The 20,195-nt window shown below is 72.6% G+C and carries 16 protein-coding genes; 8 read left to right on the top strand and 8 right to left on the bottom strand.

Features of this window, described 5'->3' with window-relative positions:
* Positions 1-92: 92 nt before the first annotated feature.
* From AC0VY3_RS08985 to AC0VY3_RS08995, 3 genes are all read left to right on the top strand, one after another.
* Positions 93-1,562: an HtaA domain-containing protein gene (locus tag AC0VY3_RS08985; protein WP_475549370.1), complete on the top strand. Its 1,470-nt coding sequence runs from the start codon at positions 93-95 to the stop codon at positions 1,560-1,562.
* A gap of 93 nt (positions 1,563-1,655) precedes the next feature.
* The gene (locus tag AC0VY3_RS08990; protein ID WP_475549371.1) at positions 1,656-3,269 is read left to right on the top strand and encodes an HtaA domain-containing protein; all 1,614 of its coding nucleotides are present in this window, start codon (positions 1,656-1,658) and stop codon (positions 3,267-3,269) included.
* A gap of 123 nt (positions 3,270-3,392) precedes the next feature.
* Positions 3,393-4,070, top strand: a complete 678-nt coding sequence (locus tag AC0VY3_RS08995; RefSeq protein WP_475549372.1) for a PhzF family phenazine biosynthesis protein — start codon at positions 3,393-3,395, stop codon at positions 4,068-4,070.
* A 27-nt stretch (positions 4,071-4,097) separates the two neighbouring features.
* On the opposite strand, the gene AC0VY3_RS09000 is transcribed toward AC0VY3_RS08995, so the two are convergent.
* The 3 genes from AC0VY3_RS09000 to map form a co-directional block, all read right to left on the bottom strand.
* A complete protein-coding gene (locus AC0VY3_RS09000) occupies positions 4,098-6,296 on the bottom strand; it encodes a trypsin-like serine protease (protein ID WP_475549373.1) in 2,199 nt (732 codons plus the stop codon).
* A gap of 352 nt (positions 6,297-6,648) precedes the next feature.
* A complete protein-coding gene (locus AC0VY3_RS09005) occupies positions 6,649-7,314 on the bottom strand; it encodes a biliverdin-producing heme oxygenase (RefSeq protein WP_103509125.1) in 666 nt (221 codons plus the stop codon).
* 209 nt (positions 7,315-7,523) lie between these two features.
* The gene (map, locus tag AC0VY3_RS09010) at positions 7,524-8,381 is read right to left on the bottom strand and encodes a type I methionyl aminopeptidase (protein WP_103509126.1); all 858 of its coding nucleotides are present in this window, start codon (positions 8,379-8,381) and stop codon (positions 7,524-7,526) included.
* 58 nt (positions 8,382-8,439) lie between these two features.
* Between map and AC0VY3_RS09015 the strand changes: the two genes are divergently transcribed.
* Positions 8,440-8,697: a hypothetical protein gene (locus AC0VY3_RS09015; protein WP_103509127.1), complete on the top strand. Its 258-nt coding sequence runs from the start codon at positions 8,440-8,442 to the stop codon at positions 8,695-8,697.
* 117 nt (positions 8,698-8,814) lie between these two features.
* On the opposite strand, the gene AC0VY3_RS09020 is transcribed toward AC0VY3_RS09015, so the two are convergent.
* Positions 8,815-10,140 (bottom strand): MFS transporter, encoded by a 1,326-nt coding sequence (locus AC0VY3_RS09020; protein ID WP_475549374.1) that lies wholly within the window; start codon positions 10,138-10,140, stop codon positions 8,815-8,817.
* Positions 10,141-10,367: 227 nt separating this feature from the next.
* Here AC0VY3_RS09020 and npdG point away from each other — a divergent pair, with 227 nt between their 5' ends.
* From npdG to AC0VY3_RS09035, 3 genes are all read left to right on the top strand, one after another.
* On the top strand, positions 10,368-11,078 hold the full coding sequence (gene npdG / locus AC0VY3_RS09025) for an NADPH-dependent F420 reductase (protein WP_103509128.1): 711 nt from the start codon (positions 10,368-10,370) through the stop codon (positions 11,076-11,078).
* A gap of 110 nt (positions 11,079-11,188) precedes the next feature.
* On the top strand, positions 11,189-11,371 hold the full coding sequence (locus AC0VY3_RS09030; RefSeq protein WP_164615544.1) for a hypothetical protein: 183 nt from the start codon (positions 11,189-11,191) through the stop codon (positions 11,369-11,371).
* A 172-nt stretch (positions 11,372-11,543) separates the two neighbouring features.
* Positions 11,544-12,650, top strand: a complete 1,107-nt coding sequence (locus tag AC0VY3_RS09035; RefSeq protein WP_258047158.1) for an ABC transporter permease — start codon at positions 11,544-11,546, stop codon at positions 12,648-12,650.
* Positions 12,651-12,683: 33 nt separating this feature from the next.
* Here AC0VY3_RS09035 and AC0VY3_RS09040 read toward each other — a convergent pair whose 3' ends face one another.
* A complete protein-coding gene (locus tag AC0VY3_RS09040) occupies positions 12,684-13,490 on the bottom strand; it encodes a site-2 protease family protein (protein WP_103509130.1) in 807 nt (268 codons plus the stop codon).
* Between the two features lie 198 nt (positions 13,491-13,688).
* Between AC0VY3_RS09040 and AC0VY3_RS09045 the strand changes: the two genes are divergently transcribed.
* Positions 13,689-17,255, top strand: a complete 3,567-nt coding sequence (locus AC0VY3_RS09045; protein WP_475549375.1) for an AfsR/SARP family transcriptional regulator — start codon at positions 13,689-13,691, stop codon at positions 17,253-17,255.
* 12 nt (positions 17,256-17,267) lie between these two features.
* On the opposite strand, the gene AC0VY3_RS09050 is transcribed toward AC0VY3_RS09045, so the two are convergent.
* From AC0VY3_RS09050 to panB, 3 genes are all read right to left on the bottom strand, one after another.
* The gene (locus tag AC0VY3_RS09050) at positions 17,268-18,128 is read right to left on the bottom strand and encodes an ABC transporter permease (protein ID WP_103509038.1); all 861 of its coding nucleotides are present in this window, start codon (positions 18,126-18,128) and stop codon (positions 17,268-17,270) included.
* Positions 18,125-19,138, bottom strand: a complete 1,014-nt coding sequence (locus tag AC0VY3_RS09055) for an ATP-binding cassette domain-containing protein (RefSeq protein WP_103509039.1) — start codon at positions 19,136-19,138, stop codon at positions 18,125-18,127. The genes AC0VY3_RS09050 and AC0VY3_RS09055 overlap by 4 nt, the downstream gene beginning before the upstream one ends.
* A gap of 137 nt (positions 19,139-19,275) precedes the next feature.
* Positions 19,276-20,190, bottom strand: coding sequence for a 3-methyl-2-oxobutanoate hydroxymethyltransferase (gene panB, locus AC0VY3_RS09060; protein WP_103509040.1), 915 nt, complete (start codon positions 20,188-20,190; stop codon positions 19,276-19,278).
* Between the last annotated feature and the right edge of the window lie 5 nt (positions 20,191-20,195).

Genomic DNA, 20,195 nt, shown 5'->3' on the forward strand with positions numbered 1-20,195 from the left:
GAGATGGTGGAGGTGGCGGAGGGGTTCCGGCACGGACTGGGGATACCTTAGGTTAGCCTTACCTACCTATCCAGTCCTCGGAGGGGTCTCTCATGCTGTCGTCCCGACCGGCCCGCGCGCTCGCCGTCGCGCTTCTCGCGGTACTGCTGGGAGCCCTGCTCCCCGCCGCCACCGCGCAAGCGGCAAGCCGCACGGTGCAGGGCGGCCGGCTGGACTGGGGCATCAAGTCCTCCTTCCAGAGCTACGTCACCGGGCCCATAGCCAACGGCAGCTGGAACCTGACCGGTGGCGCGGCCACGGTCGGCGGCAGCCAGTTCCGCTTCCACTCGGCGACCGGCTCCTACGACCCGGGCACCGGGGCGTTCAGCTCCGGCTTCTCCGGCGGGGTGCACTTCACCGGCCACACGAAGGCCGACGGCGCCGACGAACTGGACCTCACGATCAGTCGGCCCACCGTCCGGATCAACGGCGGCAGCGGCACGCTCTTCGCGGACATGGTCAGCAAGGAGCGGGGGACCGGCAAGGTCTCCAACCGCTCCCAGGTCCCGCTGGCCGAGCTCGGCCTCGGCGGGATCGACATGAAGGGCGGTTCCACCCCCATCGCCCTCACCGGCATCCCTGCCACGCTGACCGCCGAGGGCGCCTCCGCCTTCGCCGGCTACTACACCGAGGGGACTCCGCTCGACCCGGTCAGCCTCTCCGTCGACACCAAGGGCGCGGCCGAGCCGAAGCCCTCCGCCCCGGACGAGAAGAAGGACGAGGGCGAGAAGAAGGACGAGGCGGAGAAGAAGGACAAGGAGAAGGCGGGCCGCTTCGAGGACGCCGCCGTCGACTGGGGCGTACGCCGCACCTTCCGCGAGTACGTCACCGGCTCCATCGGCCAGGGCAAGTGGACGCTCGCCGACGGCGCCCAGGACGGCGGGGCCCTGTTCCGCTTCCCGCAGGGCAAGGGAACGTACGACGCCAAGAAGCAGACGCTGGACGCGGACTTCAGCGGCAGCATCCGCTTCACCGGCGCCCACGACCTCGACGTGAAGTTGGCCGGCGTCACCGTCGCAGTCGCCAAGGGCGAGGGCACCCTCTCGGCCGACGTCACCAGCGGGGGCAGGACCGCCAAGGGCGTCCCGATCGTCACCTTCGCCGCCGAGGACTTCGCGCCGAAGGAGGGCCTCGCCACCCTCACCGAGGCCCCCGCCACCCTCACGGCCGACGGAGCCAAGGCGTTCGGCTCCCTGTACAAGGCGGGTACCGCGATGGACCCGGTCTCGCTCGCCGTGGCCGTCGACGAGAAGGCCCAGCTGCCCGCGCTGCCCGACCTCGGCAGCGAGCCGACGGCCCCCGCAGAGCCCACGAAGAAGGCCTCGGCCGAGCCCTCCGCCGAACCGGTCGCGGCGGCCTCCGACTCAGGCCCCGGCACCGGCACGTACGCCGCGATCGGCGGCGGTGTGCTGCTGCTCGTCGCGGCCGGAGCGGCGTTCTTCGCCCTGCGCCGCCGAGGCGCGCAGCCGGCCCCCGCGGCCGCCGACGCCTCCACCGGCCCCGATTCCTCCACGACTTCCTGACCCGGCACCCCCTCCACGCGTGCCTTATGGATCATCACCCCTTCCCCCCCCACGCGTCGCTTCCGCCCCTGTCCCTTGAGGAGACACACCGACATGGCAGCAACCCGCCGCCCCATAGCCCTTGCCGCGGCCGTCGCCACGGCCGCCGCTCTCGGCGCCACCGCCTTCGCCCTCCCGGCCCTCGCCGCCGGTTCCCCGGCGGCCGCGCCCGCCGCGGCTCCGAAGCTGGAGCTGGTGGACGGCAAGCTGGAGTGGGGCATCAAGGAGTCCTTCCGCAAGTACATCGCCGGCCCCATCGCGCAGGGCGAGATCACCGTCGCCGACGGCGCCCAGCAGGCCGACGGCAACGGTGTGTTCACCTTCACCGACGGCAAGGGCACCTACGACACCGCGACGCACGCCTCCGACACCGCGTTCAAGGGCAGCGTTCGGTTCGAGGGCCACCACGGCTTGCTCGACGTCCAGTTGAGCGACATCAAGGCCGGCACGGGCCGCGAGACCGGCACCATCACCGCCGACTTCTCCAGCAAGAAGACGGACGGCACCGTCGTCACCAAGGACGACGCCCCCATCGCCGCGCTCGACATGACCGCCGTCAAGCCGGGCGGCGGCGCGGGCGGCGAGATGGTCTTCGCCGACATCCCCGCCACCCTGACCGCGGACGGCGCGGAGGCCTTCGCCGGCTTCTACGCGGAGGGCTCCGCCCTCGACCCGGTGACCCTGTCGGTCAAGCAGGCCCCCAAGCCCCCGACCGTGCCGCCCACCGAGAACCCGACCACGCCCCCGGTGACACCCCCGCCGACCGGCAAGCCCACCGAGCAGCCGACCGCCCGGCCGACCGGCCCCACCGAGGAGCCCACCGGCAAGCCGACCCCGACCGCCTCCGAGACCGCCGCGCCCGTCAGCGGCCCGGTCGTCGACGGCACCCTCAACTGGGGCGTCAAGGAGAGTTTCCGCGCCTACGTCGTCGGCAACATCGCGCACGGCAAAATCGAGACGAGCGGCGGCGCCTCCGCCGACGGTGGCCGCTACCGCTTCACCAAGGCCACCGGCCTCCTCGACGCCGACACGAACACCCTCGACGCCGCGTTCAAGGGCAAGGTGCGCTTCCTCGGCCACGAGACCAAGGGCGAGTACGTCCTCGACCTGTCGATCAGCAATCTGAAGGTCGACATCGAGGGCGCCTCCGGCAAGCTCCTCGCCGACGTCTCCGCCAAGGACCAGGCGACCGGCAAGGTCAGCGAGTTCACCGCCCTGTCCTTCGCCGACCTGAAGGTGCCCGCCGGCGCGCTCGCCGCCAAGGACGGCATCGTCACCCTCAAGAACGTCCCGGCGACGCTCACCACGGACGGCGCCAAGGCGTTCGGCGGCTTCTACAAGAAGGGCGAGGAGCTCGACGCGCTGAACGTCGCGGTCTCCATCGACAAGGGCGCCCAGCTTCCGGGCGACTCCACCGGCGGTTCCACCGGAGGCTCCGGCTCCACCGGCGGTTCGGGCTCCACCGGCGGCTCCACGGCCGGTGGCTCCACCACCGGCGGCGGCACGGTCGGCGGCTCCACCGGCGGTTCGGTCGGCGGCTCCGGCGCCCTGGCCTCCACCGGCTCCGACGTCCCGACCGGCGCCCTGATCGCCGCCTCCGGCGTCGTCGTGGCGGCCGGCGCCGGTGTCGTGATCGCGGCGCGCCGTCGTCGTCACGTCACCGCCTGACCCACCCGCACCACCCGCAGTCCCCCCGGGGCCGTACCGGCAGCGGCAGTGCTCGCCGGTACGGCCCCGCGGCCGTACCCGCTCGGTTCCCGCCCCGGCGCCGCACAGTGCTTGAATGCCCCCGTGAACGACTACGACGTACCCCGGGGCATCGACGTCCTGCGGGTGTTCTGCGGACCCGACGGCCGGCACGGCAACGCCCTCGGCGTCGTACGCGACGGAAGCGGCCATCCCGACGAGGCGTCCCGGCAGCGGCTGGCCCGGCAACTCGGCTTCAGCGAGACCGTGTTCGTCGACGACCCGGAACGCGGACGGGTGGACATCCACACCCCGGGGCTGCGGCTGCCGTTCGCCGGGCACCCGCTGGTGGGCACCGCCTGGCTGCTGGACCTGGAGATCCTGGAACTGACGGTCGGAGACGTGTTCGCGCGCCAGGACGGGGAGTTCACCTGGATCACCGCCCGCCCCGAGTGGGTCCCGCCGCGCACCCTCCAGCAGTACGCCACCGCAGCCGAGGTCGAGGCGCTGCCGGGACCGCCGCCCGGCGAGGGCTGGCTCTACGCCTGGGCCTGGGAGGACGAGGCCGCCGGGCGGGTGCGCGCGCGGGCCTTCCCGAGGCGCGGCGAGGAGACCGGCATCGTCGAGGACGAGGCGACCGGCGCGGCCGCCCTGCTGCTCAGCGCACACCTCGGCCGGGCCCTCAACATCACCCAGGGACGCGGCTCCCAGATCCTCACGGCACCCGCGCCGGACGGCACGGTGGAGGTCGGGGGCCGCGTCCTGATGGCCGTCCGGGGCTGAACCCCGGACGGCCCGTACCGCCGCGTTCTAGCGGATCGCGCCGCCGAACGCTTTGCCGACGGCCGGCAGGCCGCCCTTGCCCGGCTCGTAGCTGGTCACGGGCTGGACCGCGCCGCCGGTGACGTTGGACCACGGCATCAGATGCGCGGCGCCACGGGCGCCGGGCCCGTTGGGCATGCCGATGTACAGATCCGTGGCGGTGGCGTGGATGCTGCTGCCGAGCAGCTCGTCGGCGCCGGGAACGCCGGGCAGACCCGGGGCGCCGCCCGGGGAGATCCAGCGGTCCGTGAGGCCCGGGGCGCCGAGCAGCGAGAACGTCTGGACGGCGCCGGAGTCGACGACCGTGCCCTCGTTCTCGCCCGGGATGCCGACGGCCAGCAGCATCGACGTGGTCGTACCGACGTTCCTGGGCGAGGCGTTGACGACGGAGACCTGCTCGCCGAACCGGTCGCCCGCCTCGGCGCCCCCGGTGACGTCCGGCTGCTCCTGCTGGATGTCCTGGAGTTCGGTGACCGTACCGCTCGCGGTGACGCGCAGCGTGACCACCCGGCCGGCGCCCGCCCTGTTGGCGCCCGCGACCGCGATGCCCTCGCCCGGCGAGCCGACGGCGATGATCGAGTCGGCGTCCGTGGCCGCGCCCTCGGGCCGGTAGGAGGCCACCGACAGCGCCTTGCCGAAGAGGTCGTTCGCCTCGGCCGTGCCGCTGATGCCCGCGGTGTCCTGGTTGATGGACTTCACCGGCGTCGGGATCTTCTCGGCGTTGAACTCGTGCTTCAGGATCTGGATCATGCCGGTGTTCGCGACGGTGCCGATGGCCTCGTTCGGGATGCCGATGGCGAGGTGGTTCGGCGAACCGGCGACCGAGTAGCCGAACCGGTCGCCGGTCTCGGGACCGCCCGCCACGCTCTCCTTGCCCTGGTTGATCGCGACGCTGGTGTCACCGCGTACGTAGAGCGCGCTGCCCGCGTCCACGACGGAGCCCAGGTCCTCGCCGGGTGCGCCGATCAGGATGTACGGGTCGCCCGCGGCGGTGGTCCCGGCGGCGACGGAGAATCCCATGTGGTCCTTGGCCTCGGAGGCCGAGCCGAGAAACGCGCCGGATCCGCTGCCCTGCTCGAACCAGGTCCCGCCGCGCCCCTTGCCCAGCCCCTCGGGCGAACCGTAGACGATCTGCACCGCCCCGGCGTCGGCGACCTTGCCGATGTCCTCGTCGGGCACGCCGACCACCAGATCGGTGTAGCCGTCGGCGTTGTAGTCCACCGTGGCCAGCGCCGTACCGAATCCGTCGCCCGCCTCGGGGCCGCCGTTGACGCCGGGGCCGCCCTGGACCACCTCGGAGACGCCCGCCCCGTTGCCGTACACGACGCGGATCAGACCGGCCTCGGTCGCGGTGCCCACCGTCGCCTCCGGGTCGGCGACGGCGACATCGCGGTGGCCGTCGCCGTTGAAGTCGGCGAACGGAGCGGCCGTCACCGTCTCGGAGAGCCAGCCGTTGAGGTCGTCGACGCGGCTGCCCACCGCGCCGGTACGGGTCTCCTCCGCCGGAGTGCCGAAGCAGCCGCCCTGCCAGGAACGGCTGTTGACGCCCACGACGGTGACGCTTCCGCCCTGCTCACGGAAGACCGGGCCACCGGTGTCACCGGCGCACACGGCGGCGCCGTCCACTCCGGTGATGTTCACGGTGGTGGCGTCCGATCCGTCGACCGAGAAGCGGCCCTGGTGCATCTTGACCGGGGCCCACTCGTCGGCGGTCCGGCCGAAGCCGGTGCCGGTGAGGGTCTCGCCCGGGGCGGGCGCTGTCGTGGCGAGGGCGGCCGGGGTGATGGTGGTGACCGGCTTGGACAGCCGGGCCAGTACCAGGTCCCGGTCGCCGCGGGGCACGAGCCGGACCACCGTGCGGACCTGGCCGGCGGTGGTGGTGCTGTCGGTGCGGCCGACGAACGCCGTGGTGGCGTCCTTCGGCGCGCCCGGCAGGAGCTGCTGGGCGTCGGCCGGGTTGTCCGCGAAGCAACTGGCCGCCGTCAGCAGCCAGTCACGGTCGACGAGCGTGGCGGTGCACGCGCGCTTGCCGTCGCCTATGTCCAGCCGTGCCGTGAACGCGTGGGCGTTGTCGGCGGACGGGGTTCCCACCACGGCTCGGGCCGCAGGAGCCAGAAAGGTGCCTGAGACGAGGGCTGTTGCCAGCAGCCCGCTCGTCACAGCCGCACGGGGGCGGAGTCGGGGCACGATGATATTTCCTGTCGCCGGACATGACTCCGCGGCGGGAATTCTCCTTTCAGGCATGGCACCCACGCATTCAGAAGGCCCCCCGCCCGGATGTCATGTGAAAGTGAAGTGAAGACGGCAGGGGAATCTACCCGCAGGCCGATGGAGCGTCAAACCCTTTGTGGCGAGCGGTATTTCCCTTTTCCTGCAGCAAAAAGGGGAAAAGCGGAAATGGGAAAAGCGCACGACTCCACCAAACCTCCGGTGGAACCGTGCGCCCACAGCCCTGCGTTCACCCGGTGCTGCTGAGGCGTGTCGTCAAACTGCCGTCGTCGCCCGGCAGGCGGCAGTTCGACGACAGGTCCTGGGGTGTCTACGCGCTGAGCGGGAAGACCTCGCCCAGCTCGCGGAAGACCGCGGTGTTCAGCGCGAAGGCCCGCTTGCACTCCTCGATGATGCGCTGCTTCTCCAGATCGTCCGCGTTCACCGCGTCCAGCAGCTCGCGGTAACCGCGCTTGAAGGCGGCCGGGTTGGTGATCTCCTCGAAGACGTAGAAGCGCACGCCGTCGCCCTTGCGCTCGAAGCCCCAGGTCTTCTCCGCCTTGTCGCGGATGATCTGGCCGCCGGAGAGGTCGCCGAGATAGCGCGTGTAGTGGTGGGCGATATACCCCGCGGGCCAGGTGTGCGCGCACTCCGCGACCCGGTCCGCGTACGCGGCGGTGGCGGGCAGCGCCTCCAGGCCCTCGCGCCAGTCGGCCCCGCGCAGATGCGCCAGGTCGCGTTCCAGCTCGGTGGAGCGCATCAGCTCGGGCTGTATGAACGGGCCGGCGACCGGGTCGTTCCGCAGGGCCTCCGAACCCTCCTCCAGCGCCCGGTACACGAACCACAACTGCTCGGTGTAGCGCGTGTACGCGTCCACTCCCAGCCGCCCGCCGAGCAGGTCACCCATGAAGGTCGAGGTCTCGGCCTCGGTGTGCTGTTCGTGCGACGCGGTGCGGATGAGCGTCGAGAAGGGGGTGACGGTGGCGGTTGCGTCCAAGGCGGGCCTCCGGGGACCGAGGGGGACGGGAAGTCCAGAAACGGACGGAAACACCGGCAGGCGACCGCCGCGACGGTGCGGCGGCGCGTGCCGGTACACCCGATCCTCCTACTTAGGTTTACCTAAGTCAACTGGTTCCCGACTGTCTGTCGGTAAAAACCTACGCCCAGAGGGGGCTAAAGGTGCATTTATGGCAGCTTTGGGGTGATTTAAGGAAGAGTGAGGACGTCCGCTCCGGTCTCCGTGACCACGAGCGTGTGCTCGAACTGGGCCGTCCGCTTCCGGTCCTTCGTCACCACGGTCCAGCCGTCCTCCCACAGGTCGTACTCGTGGGTGCCCAGCGTCAGCATCGGCTCGATGGTGAACGTCATGCCCGGCTGCATCACCGTGGTGGCGTGCGGGCTGTCGTAGTGCGGAATGATCAGACCGGAGTGGAACGAGGAGTTGATCCCGTGCCCGGTGAAGTCGCGGACGACCCCGTAGCCGAACCGCTTCGCGTACGACTCGATGACCCGGCCGATCACATTGATCTGACGCCCGGGCCGGACCGCCTTGATCGCCCGGTTCAGCGACTCCCGGGTGCGCTCGACCAGCAGCCGGGACTCCTCGTCCACCTCACCGCAGAAGTAGGTGGCGTTGTTGTCGCCGTGCACCCCGTTGATGTACGCGGTGACGTCCAGGTTCACGATGTCCCCGTCGCGCAGCACGGTGGAGTCGGGGATGCCGTGACAGATGACCTCGTTGAGCGAGGTGCACAGCGACTTCGGGAAGCCCCGGTAACCGAGCGTCGAGGGGTACGCGCCGTGATCGACCATGAAGTCGTGGGCGACCCGGTCGAGCTCGTCCGTGGTGACCCCCGGGGCGATGTGCTTGGCGGCCTCCGCCATCGCCTGCGCGGCGATACGGCCCGCGATGCGCATCCGCTCGACGGTGTCGGCGTCCTGGACCTCCGGGCCGGTGTACGGCTGCGGAGCCGGCTTCCCCACGTACTCGGGACGCCGGATGTTTCCGGGTACGGAACGGACGGGAGTGATCTCCCCTGGTACGAGAAGCGACTGGCCAGACATGCCAGCGAGTCTAACCAGCGGCCCCGGGGCACCATGGCAGGGAGGAAAGGAGCCGTCGATGGCCCTGTTCAAGAAGCGCACGGTCGGCAAACCGGGCGAATGGTACTACTGCCTGGAGCACAAGAAGGTCGAGGAGGGCCCGGAGTGCCCTGCCCTGAACCGCTTCGGCCCCTACACCTCCCGCGAGGCGGCCCAACACGCCATGGACACGGCCCGCGACCGCAACCTGGAGTGGGACACGGACCCGAAATGGCACGACGAGGACAAGGGCACCTCAAGCCCGCCCGGCGGCAACCCCAGCCCGTCCGGCGATTGAGGACATCTTTTCAGCCGCTCCGGCGATGAGGCCGCACCCCCAGCCCGTCCGGCGCTCGAGGACGTCCTTTCAGCCTCTCCGGCGCTCGAGGAGCGGGGTACGGGGCGGAGCCCCGGGTCACCCTTCCACCCGGGCCTCCCGCCTCCGCACCGCATCCTCATCCGTCTCCGAGTCGTACCGCACCAACTTCGGCAACGCGGCCGTCAACAGCACCACCGACGCCACGCACGCCACCCCGCCCGACCAGATCGCCGACCGGGTCCCCGTCCAGCCGGCCATCGCCCCGGCCCGCACCTGACCCAGCTGCGGGCCGATGCTGTACGAGAGCACCTCGATGCCCGCGAGCCGCCCCCGCAGCTCCTCCGGGATCGTCTGGTTCCAGATCGTCGCGCGCCCCAGCCCGCTCAGCATGTCGCCAGCCCCCGCCACCGCCAGGCACAGCAGCACCACCCACACGCTGGAGAACCAGCCCGCCGCCGCGATGGCCAGCCCCCACGCCACCGCGCCGAACACCACGAACAGCCCATGCCTGCGCACCCGTGATGTCCAGCCGCTGGTCAGCCCCAGCACCAGCGAGCCGACCGAGCCCGCCGCGTACATCAGGCCCAGCGACCACTCCGCGTCCAGCTCGTCCGCCAGGAACGGGAAGATCGTGTTCGGGAAGGCGAAGAACATCGCCGCCAGGTCGATCGCGTACGTCCCCAGCAGCACCGGCCGGCTCCACGCGTACCGCGCGCCCTCGACGATCCCGCGCAGCGACGGCTTCTGCGCGTCACCGGCCGGCGGCGCGGGGGAGAGCCGCAGACAGAGCACGACGGAGACGGCGAACGTGCACACCGTCACCGCGTACGCCGTGCCGTGACCGGCGTACGCCACCACCAGACCGGCCAGTGCCGGGCCCGCGATGGCCCCGATCTGCCAGCGCAGCGAGTTCAGCGCGGCCGCCGCCGTCTGCTGAGCGTGCGGCACGATCCGGGCCATCAGCGAGTCCAGCGCGGGCCGCTGGAGCCCGGCGAGCGCGGACACCCCGCCGGCCACCACGTACAGCGGCCACAGCAGCGGCTCCGGAAGCAGGGCGTTCACCAGCAGGATCGCCGCCAGCACACCGAGCCCCGCCTCGGTCAGCAGAATGACCCGGCGGCGGTCCACCGAGTCCGCGAGCGCCCCGCCGTACAGCCCGAAGACCACCAGCGGCACCAGCTCGACCGCGCCCATCGCCCCGACCGCGAGCGGCGAGCCCGTGAGGTCCTTGATCTGGAGCGGCAGCGCGATGAGCGCCATGAAGCTGCCGAAGTACGTGATCAGGCCCTGCACCCACAGCAGCCGGAAGTCCGCCGAGGAACGCCACGGCGCGAGGTCAGGCAGCAGGGCGCGGATCCGGGCCGGCCACGGGGAGGACGCGGGAGACGGGGAGCCGGAGGGCGAGGGAGGCGCTGAGGTCACGAGGGGCCATGATCCGTACTGCCGGGCGTTCCGGGCAAGCCCATATTCCGGTACGCCCCGGAACCGCCCTTCCGCCGCCCCCGGGCCGCACGCCGCGGACGCCCGCCGGCCGCTCCCTCACCCGAACGGAGGGCCGCGCGCCGACCGGGGCGGAGGGCCGTTCGGCGCCGGGACCGAGGGCCCGCGAGGCGGCTGCCCGGGCGCTACCTGGCAGTAGGGTCGGCACCATGACTACACAGGACAGCGGCAGCGCGCCCAAGCCCCCCGCCAAGGACCCCTGGGACCTTCCCGACGTCTCCGGCCTGAGCGTCGGCGTGCTCGGCGGAACCGGCCCGCAGGGGCGCGGCCTCGCCTACCGGCTCGCCCGCGCCGGACAGAAGGTCACCCTCGGCTCCCGGGACGCGGCGCGCGCCGGACAGGCGGCGGCCGAGCTGGGCTTCGGCGTCGAGGGCGCGGACAACGCGGAGTGCGCCCGGCGCAGCGACATCGTGATCGTCGCCGTGCCGTGGGACGGCCACGCCAAGACGCTCGCCTCCCTGCGCGAGGAGCTCGCGGGCAAGCTCGTGATCGACTGCGTCAACCCGCTCGGCTTCGACAAGAAGGGCGCCTACGCCCTCAAGCCGGAGGAGGGCAGCGCTGCCGAACAGGCCGCCGCCCTGCTGCCGGACTCCCGTGTCACCGCAGCCTTCCACCACCTCTCGGCCGTACTGCTCCAGGACGAGTCCATCGAGGAGATCGACACCGACGTACTGGTCCTCGGCGAGGCACGGGCCGACACCGACCTCGTGCAGGCGCTGGCCGGCCGGATCCCCGGGATGCGGGGCATCTTCGCGGGCCGGCTGCGCAACGCCCACCAGGTCGAGTCGCTGGTCGCCAACCTGATCTCGGTCAACCGCCGCTACAAGGCCCACGCCGGACTGCGCACCACCGACGTCTGACCGGGCCACGCCCCGCGGAAGGCTCCCGGGGCGGGGCGCAACGGGGCGACAACGGGGCATGGGGGACACTGGACGGGACCGCGACCCGTTCCCGACAGGAGTCGACCCCCATGCCCCGTATCGCTCTCTACGCCCTCGTCGTCTGCGTCCTCGCCGTCGCGGCGGCCGTGGTCTCCTTCGTACAGGGCAGTCTGCTCGGGATCGTCTGGGTGCTCATCGCGGGACTCTCGTCGAACATGACCTGGTACTACGTACGCAGGCAGCGCGTGCTGACCGCCGCCGACGCGGGCTGACCCTCCCGCCCCCCCCTCCACTTCCCCGCCTCCCGCCTCCCGCCTTCCCGCCGCTCCGCCGTTCGGGTCGAGGGGCTCGCCCGTGGGGCGCGTCCCGGAGACCGGGCGCCGCCCTGGGCCGACCATGTGACGGCCTCGCCACGGCCGTGGCGGGCCGACGAGGGAGGACCGCGTGGCAGACGCGAGGGACGACGGGTACGGACCCGGATCCGGGGCCGGATCGACCGCACGGGCGGCGGAAGGGGACCGGGGCTTCCTGGGGGAGGTGCGCGACGCCGTCTCCACCCGGTCCGCGCTCGTCATGCTCGGGGTGCTCCTGCTCCAGCTGGGCTTCGCGCTCTCCTACATGGGCGCCTTCCACGCCCCCGAGCCGCACAAGGTGCCGATCACGCTGGTCGCCCCGCCCGCCGTCGAACGCGACCTGGTGGCCCGGCTCGACGCACTCCCCGGCGACCCCCTCCAGGTCACCCCGGTCGCGGACCGCGCCGAAGCACGGGCGCGGCTGCTGGACCGGCGTACCGACGCCGCCCTCGTCGTGGACCCGGCGAGCCGCAGGGACACCCTGCTCGTCGCCTCGGCGGGCGGCCCGTCGGCGACCACGGCGGCCGCTGAGATCCTCCAGGAGGTCGCGCGGGCGCAGGAGCGGACCATCGTCGTACGCGACCTCCGCGCGCCCTCGGCGGGCGACTCGCGGGGCCTGTCGTCCTTCTACCTCGTCCTCAGCTGGACCATCGGCGGCTACCTCGCCGCCTCGGCCCTGAACATGGCGGCCGGCTCCAAGAAGCCCACCCTGCGCCGCACCCTGGTCCGGCTCGCCGCGATGCTTCCGTACGGTTTCGTCTCGGGCATCGGCGGCGCGCTCATCGTCGGCCCGGTGCTGGACTGCCTGCCGGGGGCGTTCTGGGAGCTGGTCGGGATCGGCACCCTGGTGGTGTTCGCCTCCGGCGCCGTGGGCGTCGCCCTCCAGTCGGTGGCGGGCACGGTCGGCCTGGGCCTCACCATCCTGATCTTCACGGTCCTGGGCAACCCCAGCTCCGGCGGGGTCTATCCGTCCTCGCTGCTGCCCCCGTTCTGGGCGGCGATCGGCCAGGCCCTGCCACCGGGGGCCGGGACGACCGTGGTGCGCAACACCGTCTACTTCGACGGCAACGCCACCACCGGCGCCCTGTGGATCCTCGGCGCCTGGGCGTTCGGCGGGGTGGCCGTGGCGATCCTCGCCGCCGCCCTGCGCGAGAAGCGGAAGCGGGACCACCGCACGACGTCCGCCGTCCCGGCCTGAGAACGCGGGAACGGCGCCGTCCGGGCCGCGCGGTCAGCCCACCGCGCAGCCCGGATCCTGCTCGTCGAAGAGGCCCCGCCAGAAGCGGTAGAGGTCGTAGCCGCAGTACCGCTGGTACTCCTCGACGCCGAGTCCGCGCAGCAGGGCGTGGATCGCGTCGAAGAACACGATGTTCACCTCGGGGATCCACAGGATCGCGAACACCGCGATCAGCCCGAACGGCGCGATCGGCTCCACCTGACGCCGGATCCGGTACGAGAGCCAGGGCTCGATCACCCCGTAGCCGTCCAGGCCCGGGATCGGCAGCGAGTTCAGGATCGCCGCCGTCACCTGGAGCATCGCCAGGAACGCCAGCGCGTACTGGAAGGCGCGCGGCACCCCGTCCAGCGCGTCCAGCCAGAACGGGGCCGTGCAGATGATCGCGAACGCCACGTTCGTCAGCGGGCCCGCCGCCGAGATCAGGCTGTGCTTCCACCGGCCGTGGATCCGGCCGCGCTCGATGTACACCGCGCCGCCGGGCAGCCCGATCCCGCCCATGATCACGAAGAGCACCGGCAGCACGATGCTGAGCAGCGCGTGCGTGTACTTCAGCGGGTTGAGCGTCAGATAGCCCTTCGCCCCGACCGACAGATCCCCGCTGTGCAGCGCGGTACGGGCGTGCGCGTACTCGTGCAGACAGAGCGAGACGATCCAGGCCCCGGTGACGAACAGGAAGACCGCGAAGCCGGTGGCGTCCGCGAAACCCGTCCACACCGCCCAGCCCGCGACCGCGGTGACGGCGGCGATGCCGAGGAAGACCGGGCTGATCCTCCGGTCGCCGGTCCTGGCTGCGGTGGTCATCGGCACTCGACTCCTGGGGTGGGGTCCTGGGGTGGACACAGAGACAGACGGACAAAGGCGCGTGGCGGCGCCGAGGCGCGGGCCGGGAAGGGCGATCGTACGGTTTCGACGGTTCCGACAGGGCGGGAACGCCGGGGAAGGGCGACGGAGTTCCACCCTGTCAACGCCGCGCCCCGCACCGTCACGGACAATGGGCCCGTGCGCTACTGCATCCTCGGCACCACCCGGGCACTCCGCGACGACGGTACGGCCGTCGCCCTCGGCGGGGCCCGGCTGCGCGCCCTGCTCACCGTCCTCGCGCTGCGCCCCGGACGGACCGTCCCGGTCGGCGTCCTCGTCGACGAGGTGTGGGACGGCGACCCGCCCGCGGATGCGGCCGGCGCCCTCCAGGCCCTCGTCGGGCGGCTGCGGCGGGCCCTGGGCCGGAGCGCCGTCGAGTCCGTGGCGGGCGGCTACCGGCTCGCCGCCCCGCCGGACGCCGTGGACCTGCACCGGTTCGAGCGGCTGGCGGGGGAGGGGAGCCGGGCCCTGGAGGACGGCGACGCCGCGAGCGCCCTCGCCGTCCTGGGGGAGGCCCTCGCCCTGTGGAACGGGCCCGCCCTCGCCGATCTGCCCGACCGTACGGCGACCGCGTCCCGCTGGGAGGCCCGCAGGCTCGACGCGCGCCGCGCCGCGTTCGGCGCCCTCCTCGCCCTCGGCAGACCGGGGGCCGCGCTGCCCGAGCTCGCCGCACTCTGCGACGCCCACCCGCTCGACGAACCGCTCCAGGTCCTGCGCATCACGGCTCTGCGGGACGCCGGACGCCCCGCCGAGGCGCTGGCCGTGTACGAGGAGGTCCGCACCCTCCTCGACGACCGCCTCGGCACCGCGCCGGGCCCGGCCCTGCGCGCGCTGCACACGGAGCTCCTCCACCAGGAACCGGCCGAGCCGACGACTTCGGGCCGGACCGGGGCGGGGCTCTCGGGTCCAGCTGCCCCGGAACCCTCGGGCCCGAGCGCCTCGGGCCCGGCCCAAGCCCAGGTCCCGGACCCGGCCGCCCCGGGGGCCGTGCTTGGCATGGAGGGAGTGCCCGCGACCGGGCCCGTGCCCGCCACCGGCACCGCCCCCGCCCCGGCGGCCCCGACCACGGACCAGGCTGGGGCGCCACCGGCACAGGCGTCACCGCCCCCGCCCGCCTGCGGAAATCTCCGGGCCCGCCTCACCAGCTTCGTCGGGCGTGACACCGACATGGCCGCCCTGCGCGAGGACCTCGGCCGCGCCCGGCTGGTCACCCTGCTCGGACCTGGTGGCGCGGGCAAGACCCGGCTGTCGCAGGAGACCGCGGAGGCCGCCGCCGACGCCTGGCCCGACGGTGTCTGGCTTGCCGAACTGGCCCCCGTGGACGACCCGGACACCGTGCCCGAGGCCGTCCTCGGCGCCCTCGGGGCCCGCGAGACCGTGCTGCGCGGGGCGGGCGCCGAGGAGCTGCGCGTCGCCGACCGCACCGGTGACGACCCCCTCGTGCGGCTCACCGAGCACTGCGCCCCGCGCAGGATGCTGCTCCTGCTGGACAACTGCGAGCACGTCGTCGGGGCGGCCGCCGCCCTCACCGACCACCTGCTGACCCGGTGCCCCCAGCTCACCGTCCTCGCCACCAGCCGCGAACCCCTGGGCGTGCCGGGCGAGTTCGTCCGACCCGTCGAACCGCTGCCCGACCCGATGGCCCTGCGCCTGCTCGCCGAGCGCGGGGCGGCGGCCCGGCCCGGCTTCCGCACCGACGCCGACGAGGCGACCGCCGCCGCCTGCGCCGAGATCTGCCGGCGGCTCGACGGGCTGCCGCTCGCCATCGAACTCGCCGCCGCCCGGCTGCGGATGCTCACCCCGCGCCAGATCGCCGACCGTCTCGACGACCGCTTCCGCCTTCTCACCAACGGCAGCCGCACCGTGCTGCCCCGCCAGCAGACCCTGCGCGCCGTCGTCGACTGGTCCTGGGACCTGCTGGACGCCGCCGAACGCGCCGTGCTGCGCCGCCTCTCCGTCTTCGCCGGAGGCTGCTCGCTGGCCGCCGCCGAGGAGGTCTGCGCCCTGCCCGAACCTGCCGACGACGCCGTCGTGGACTCCCTGGACGTCGCGCCCCTGCTCGGCTCCCTCGTCGACAAGTCCCTCGTGGTCGCCGCGCCCGGCGAGGACGGGGAGATGCGCTACCGGCTGCTGGAGACGGTCGGCGAGTACACCGCCGAACGGCTGGCGGAGGCGGGGGAACGGGCGGCGGTGGACCGGAGCCACCTCGTCCACTACCGGGAGCTGGCGCGTACGACCGGGCCGGCGATGCGCGGGTCGGGGCAGCGCGCGGCCATCACGGTCATCCGCCGTGAGTACGAGAACCTGCGCACCGCGTTCCGCCACGCCGTCGCCGCCCGGGACGAGCACGAGGCGCTGTGCCTGGTGCTCTCGCTGTCCTGGTACTGGATGCTGCGCGACCTGCGCTCGGATGCCCGCCACTGGGCCGAGGCGGCCACCTCGCTCGGCCCCGACCCGTTCGCCCGGCCCGGTGTCCAGGCCCCCTCGCTGCCGGAGCAGGCCATCGACCGGCCGCCACCCTGGGACGACGACCAGCTCGCGGAGGCGCGGCGCGGGTCGGCGCTGATCCAGCTCGGCAGCGTGGACGACGCCTTCTCCGCCTGGTCGGACGCCGCGGGGCAGAAGCGGCTGCAGATCATCGCCGACGCCTACCGGCCGGGACAGCCGCAGACCTGCCGCATGCCCGGCACGTTCTGGATGTACGCGAACATGTTCACCGGGGACATGGCCCGCACCCGCGAGGCGCTGGACGCGACGGTCCGGACCTGCCGCGTCTACGGCTACGAGTGGGAGCTGGCCGCCGCGCTCCAGCTGCGCGCCAACTTTCTGGCCGGCCATTCCGGCCACGCGGATCTGGCGCGCGTCGACGCCGACGAGAGCCTGGAGATCTTCACCCGGCTCGACGACGACTGGGGCACGGCCGAGGCCCTGGCGTCCCGGGGTGAGGCCAACGAACGGACGGGCTGCTTCCGCGAGGCCCTGGACGACTACGCCGCCGCCGTGGAGTACGCACGGAAGATCGGTGCCCGGTCCCAGGTGGCGCTGTTGCGCGCCCGTTACGCCGGGCCGCTCGCCGAGCTCGGCCGGCTGCCGGAGGCCGAGGCCGTGCTGCGGGAGGTCTGCGAAGGGGACCCGCTCTCGAACCACGAGGCCATGCCGGTCGCCCGCATGCATCTGGCCTTCGTCCTCGGGGCCCAGGGCCGGGTGGCCGAGGCCCGCGCCCAGGTGGAGATGATCAAGGACGAGTTCACCCAGGGCGACATCGCCGTCTTCGGCGGGTTCGTGTTCGGGACGCTGGCCTGGCTGGACAACCTGGAGGGCGCCTACGCCGCCGCCCTGCGCGACGCCGTGACCGCCCTGGAGCGTTCGCGGGACCGGTTGTCCACGATGATCGCCCCCCACATGCCCTCGGCCCACCTGACGGCGATCTCCCGAGCCCTGGCGGGGCTCGCCGCCGAGGGCGGGGCCGAGGAAGGGGCGTACGCCGACGCCGCCCGGCTGCTGGGCCTCCAGGCGGCGCTGCTGTCCCCGGGGTACGTGCCGACCATGATCGAGCGCCGCAACCTGGCCGAGGCCGAGGAGGCCGTGCGGGCCGGCCTCGACGGCGCGGCGTACACCCGGGCGTACGCGGAGGGCGGTGGCCTCACTCTCGACGAGGCCACCGCCCTGGCGGAGACGTACCGGCGGGCGCACCCGTCGGCGTGACGTCCCCTCCGCTCAGGCCTTCTTGCGGAACTTGGAGACGGCCAGCGGAGCCATCACCAGCGTGATGCCGGCGGTCCAGGCGAGCGTGATCCAGACGGAGTTCGCGACCGGGCCGCCCATCATCAGGCCGCGCACCGCGTCCGCGAGGTTGGACAGCGGGTTGTAGTCGGTGAACGCCTGGAGCCAGCCCGGCATGGTCGTCGGCGGCGCGAAGATGGAGGACCCGAACTGCAGGGGCATCAGCACCAGCATTCCCATCCCCTGGACCGCCTGGGCCGTCTTCATGGCGAGCCCGAGCACGATGAAGATCCACATGATGGCGGCGCCGAACACCGCCGACAGGGCCACGGCCCCCAGCAGCCCGAGCACCGATGTGCCCAGGGTCATGCCGAGGGCGAAGCCCATCGCGAGCAGGATGACGATGGCGACCATCATCCGGCCCAGCTCGACCACGATCTTGGCGATCAGCACCGAGGAGCGGGCGATCGGCATCGTCCGGAACCGGTCCATGACGCCCTTGCGGAAGTCGTCGTTGACGCCGGTGCCGACGGCCATGGCGATGTTCATGCCCATCATCGCCATCAGCCCCGGCACCAGGTAGTTCAGGTAGTCCTGCCGGTCCCCGCCGAGGCTGCCGCCGACCGAGCCGCCGAAGACGTACACGAACAGCAGTGTGAAGATGATCGGCATCAGAAGGACGTCGAACATCGACTCCGGGTCCTTCTTGATCTGGAGCAGGTTGCGGCGCGCCAGCGCTCCGATGTGCCGGAGGTTGGCCCGCAGGCCGATCCGCCCCTCCTCGGCCACGGCAGCCTTCGTCGGGGTGGTGCTCGCGGACCCGGCGGGGGCCGGGGGCAGTGTCGTGGTGCTCATGCGGCGACCTCCTGGGGAGCCTGGTCGGAGAGGGGTGCGGCCTTGTCGCCGGTGATCGCGAGGAACACCTCGTCGAGGCTGGGGAGCGCGGTGGAGACGTGGGCGAGGGAGAACCCCCGGACGCCCAGCAGCCCGATCACCGCGGTCAGCTGCTCGTCGCTGAGGATCGGCACGTACAGCAGTCCTTCGTCCGGTACGGCCTGCGCCCCGGCGACGCCGTCGAGCCCGGCCTCCCGGATCGCCTGCGCCATCGCGGCCAGCTCCGCCGGGTCCGAGGGCCGGATCTGGAGAGTGCGGCCGCCGACCTTCGCCTTCAGCTCGTCGACCCCGCCCCGGGCGATGATCTTCCCCCGGTCGATCACCGTCAGCTCCTTCGCGAGCTGCTCGGCCTCCTCCATGTACTGGGTGGTCAGCAGTACGGTCGCACCCTCGGCGACCATCCGCTGCACCTCGTCCCAGACCTCGTTCCGGGTCCGGGGGTCGAGCCCGGTCGTCGGCTCGTCCAGGTAGAGGACGGCGGGGCTGCCGATCATCGAGGCGGCCAGGTCGAGCCGGCGGCGCATCCCGCCGGAGTACTCCATGCAGGCCCGCTTGGCGGCCTCGGTGAGCGAGAACCGCTCCAGCAGCTCGTCGGCGCGGGCCCTCGCCTTCTTGCGGGGCAGATCGAGCAGCCGCCCGATCATGTAGAGGTTCTCCCAGCCGGAGAGCTTCTCGTCGACCGAGGCGTACTGCCCGGTCAGACCGATGGTGCGGCGGAGCTGCCGGGGCTGCTTCGCCACGTCGTAGCCCGCGACGACCGCGTGCCCGGCGTCGGGGGTGATCAGGGTGGACAGACAGCGTACGAGGGTGGTCTTGCCGGCGCCGTTGGGGCCGAGCACACCGAGGACGGTGCCTTCGCGGACGTCGAGGTCCACGCCGTCCAGTGCCTTGGTCTCGCCGTAGTGCTTGACCAGCCCCCGCACCTCGACGGCGTTCCGGCCGCTGCTGGGGTTCTTGTCGATGCGTTCCATGTCCACCAGCAGACCAGCGCCCGCCGACAGCTCACCGACAGCCCGCCGACACGGCCGCCGGGCAGGCGACAGCCCGCCGATGGGGGATGTCGGCGGGCTGTCGGTGGTGCGGGAAATGGCTGGTGAGGCCCGGCGGGTCAGTGGAAGGTGTGCTCCGGCGCCGGGAACGTACCGCCGACGACCTCGTCGGCGAACTCCTTCGCCGCGTCGCCGAGGACCTGGCGGAGATTCGCGTACTGCTTGGTGAAGCGCGGCACCTTGCCCCCGGTCAGCCCGACCATGTCGGTGTAGACCAGCACCTGCGCGTCGGTCGCGGAACCGGCGCCGATCCCGACGGTCGGGATGTGCAGCGTACGGGTGACCTCGGCGGCCAGCTCGGCGGGAACCAGCTCCAGCACCACGGCGAACGCGCCCGCGTCCTGGACGGCCTTGGCGTCGCGCAGCAGCTGCTGCGCGGCCTCCTCGCCGCGGCCCTGCACCCGGTAGCCCATCGCGTTGACGGACTGCGGGGTCAGACCGATGTGGCCCATGACCGGGATACCGGCCTCGACCAGCAGCCGGATCTGCTCGTGGGACCGCTCGCCGCCCTCCAGCTTGACCGCGCCGACGCCCGACTCCTTGATCAGCCGGGTGGCGTTGCGCAGCGCCTGGACGGGGCCTTCCTGGTACGAGCCGAAGGGCAGGTCGGCGACGATCAGGGCCCGCTTGGTGCCGCGTACGACGGCGGCGGACAGCATGGCGATCTCGTCCATCGTGACGGGCACGGTGGTCTCGTAGCCGAGGTGGACATTGCCCATCGAGTCCCCGACGAGCATGACCGGGATCCCGGCCTCGTCGAAGACGGACGCGGTCATCGCGTCGTAGGCGGTGAGCATGGGCCACTTCTCGCCGCGCTCGGTGGCGGCGGCGATGTCGTGGACGGTGATGCGGCGGGTGGACTTCCCTCCGTACAGCGCTTTGCTGCTGTCGGCGGGGGAAGCGGCGCCACCTGCGGGGGTGGACTGGCTCCCGTCCGCGGGGGTGGACTGATTCTGCGCAGCCTGAAGCGACATGGCCA

The organism is Streptomyces sp. iso_384, from assembly GCF_056172905.1.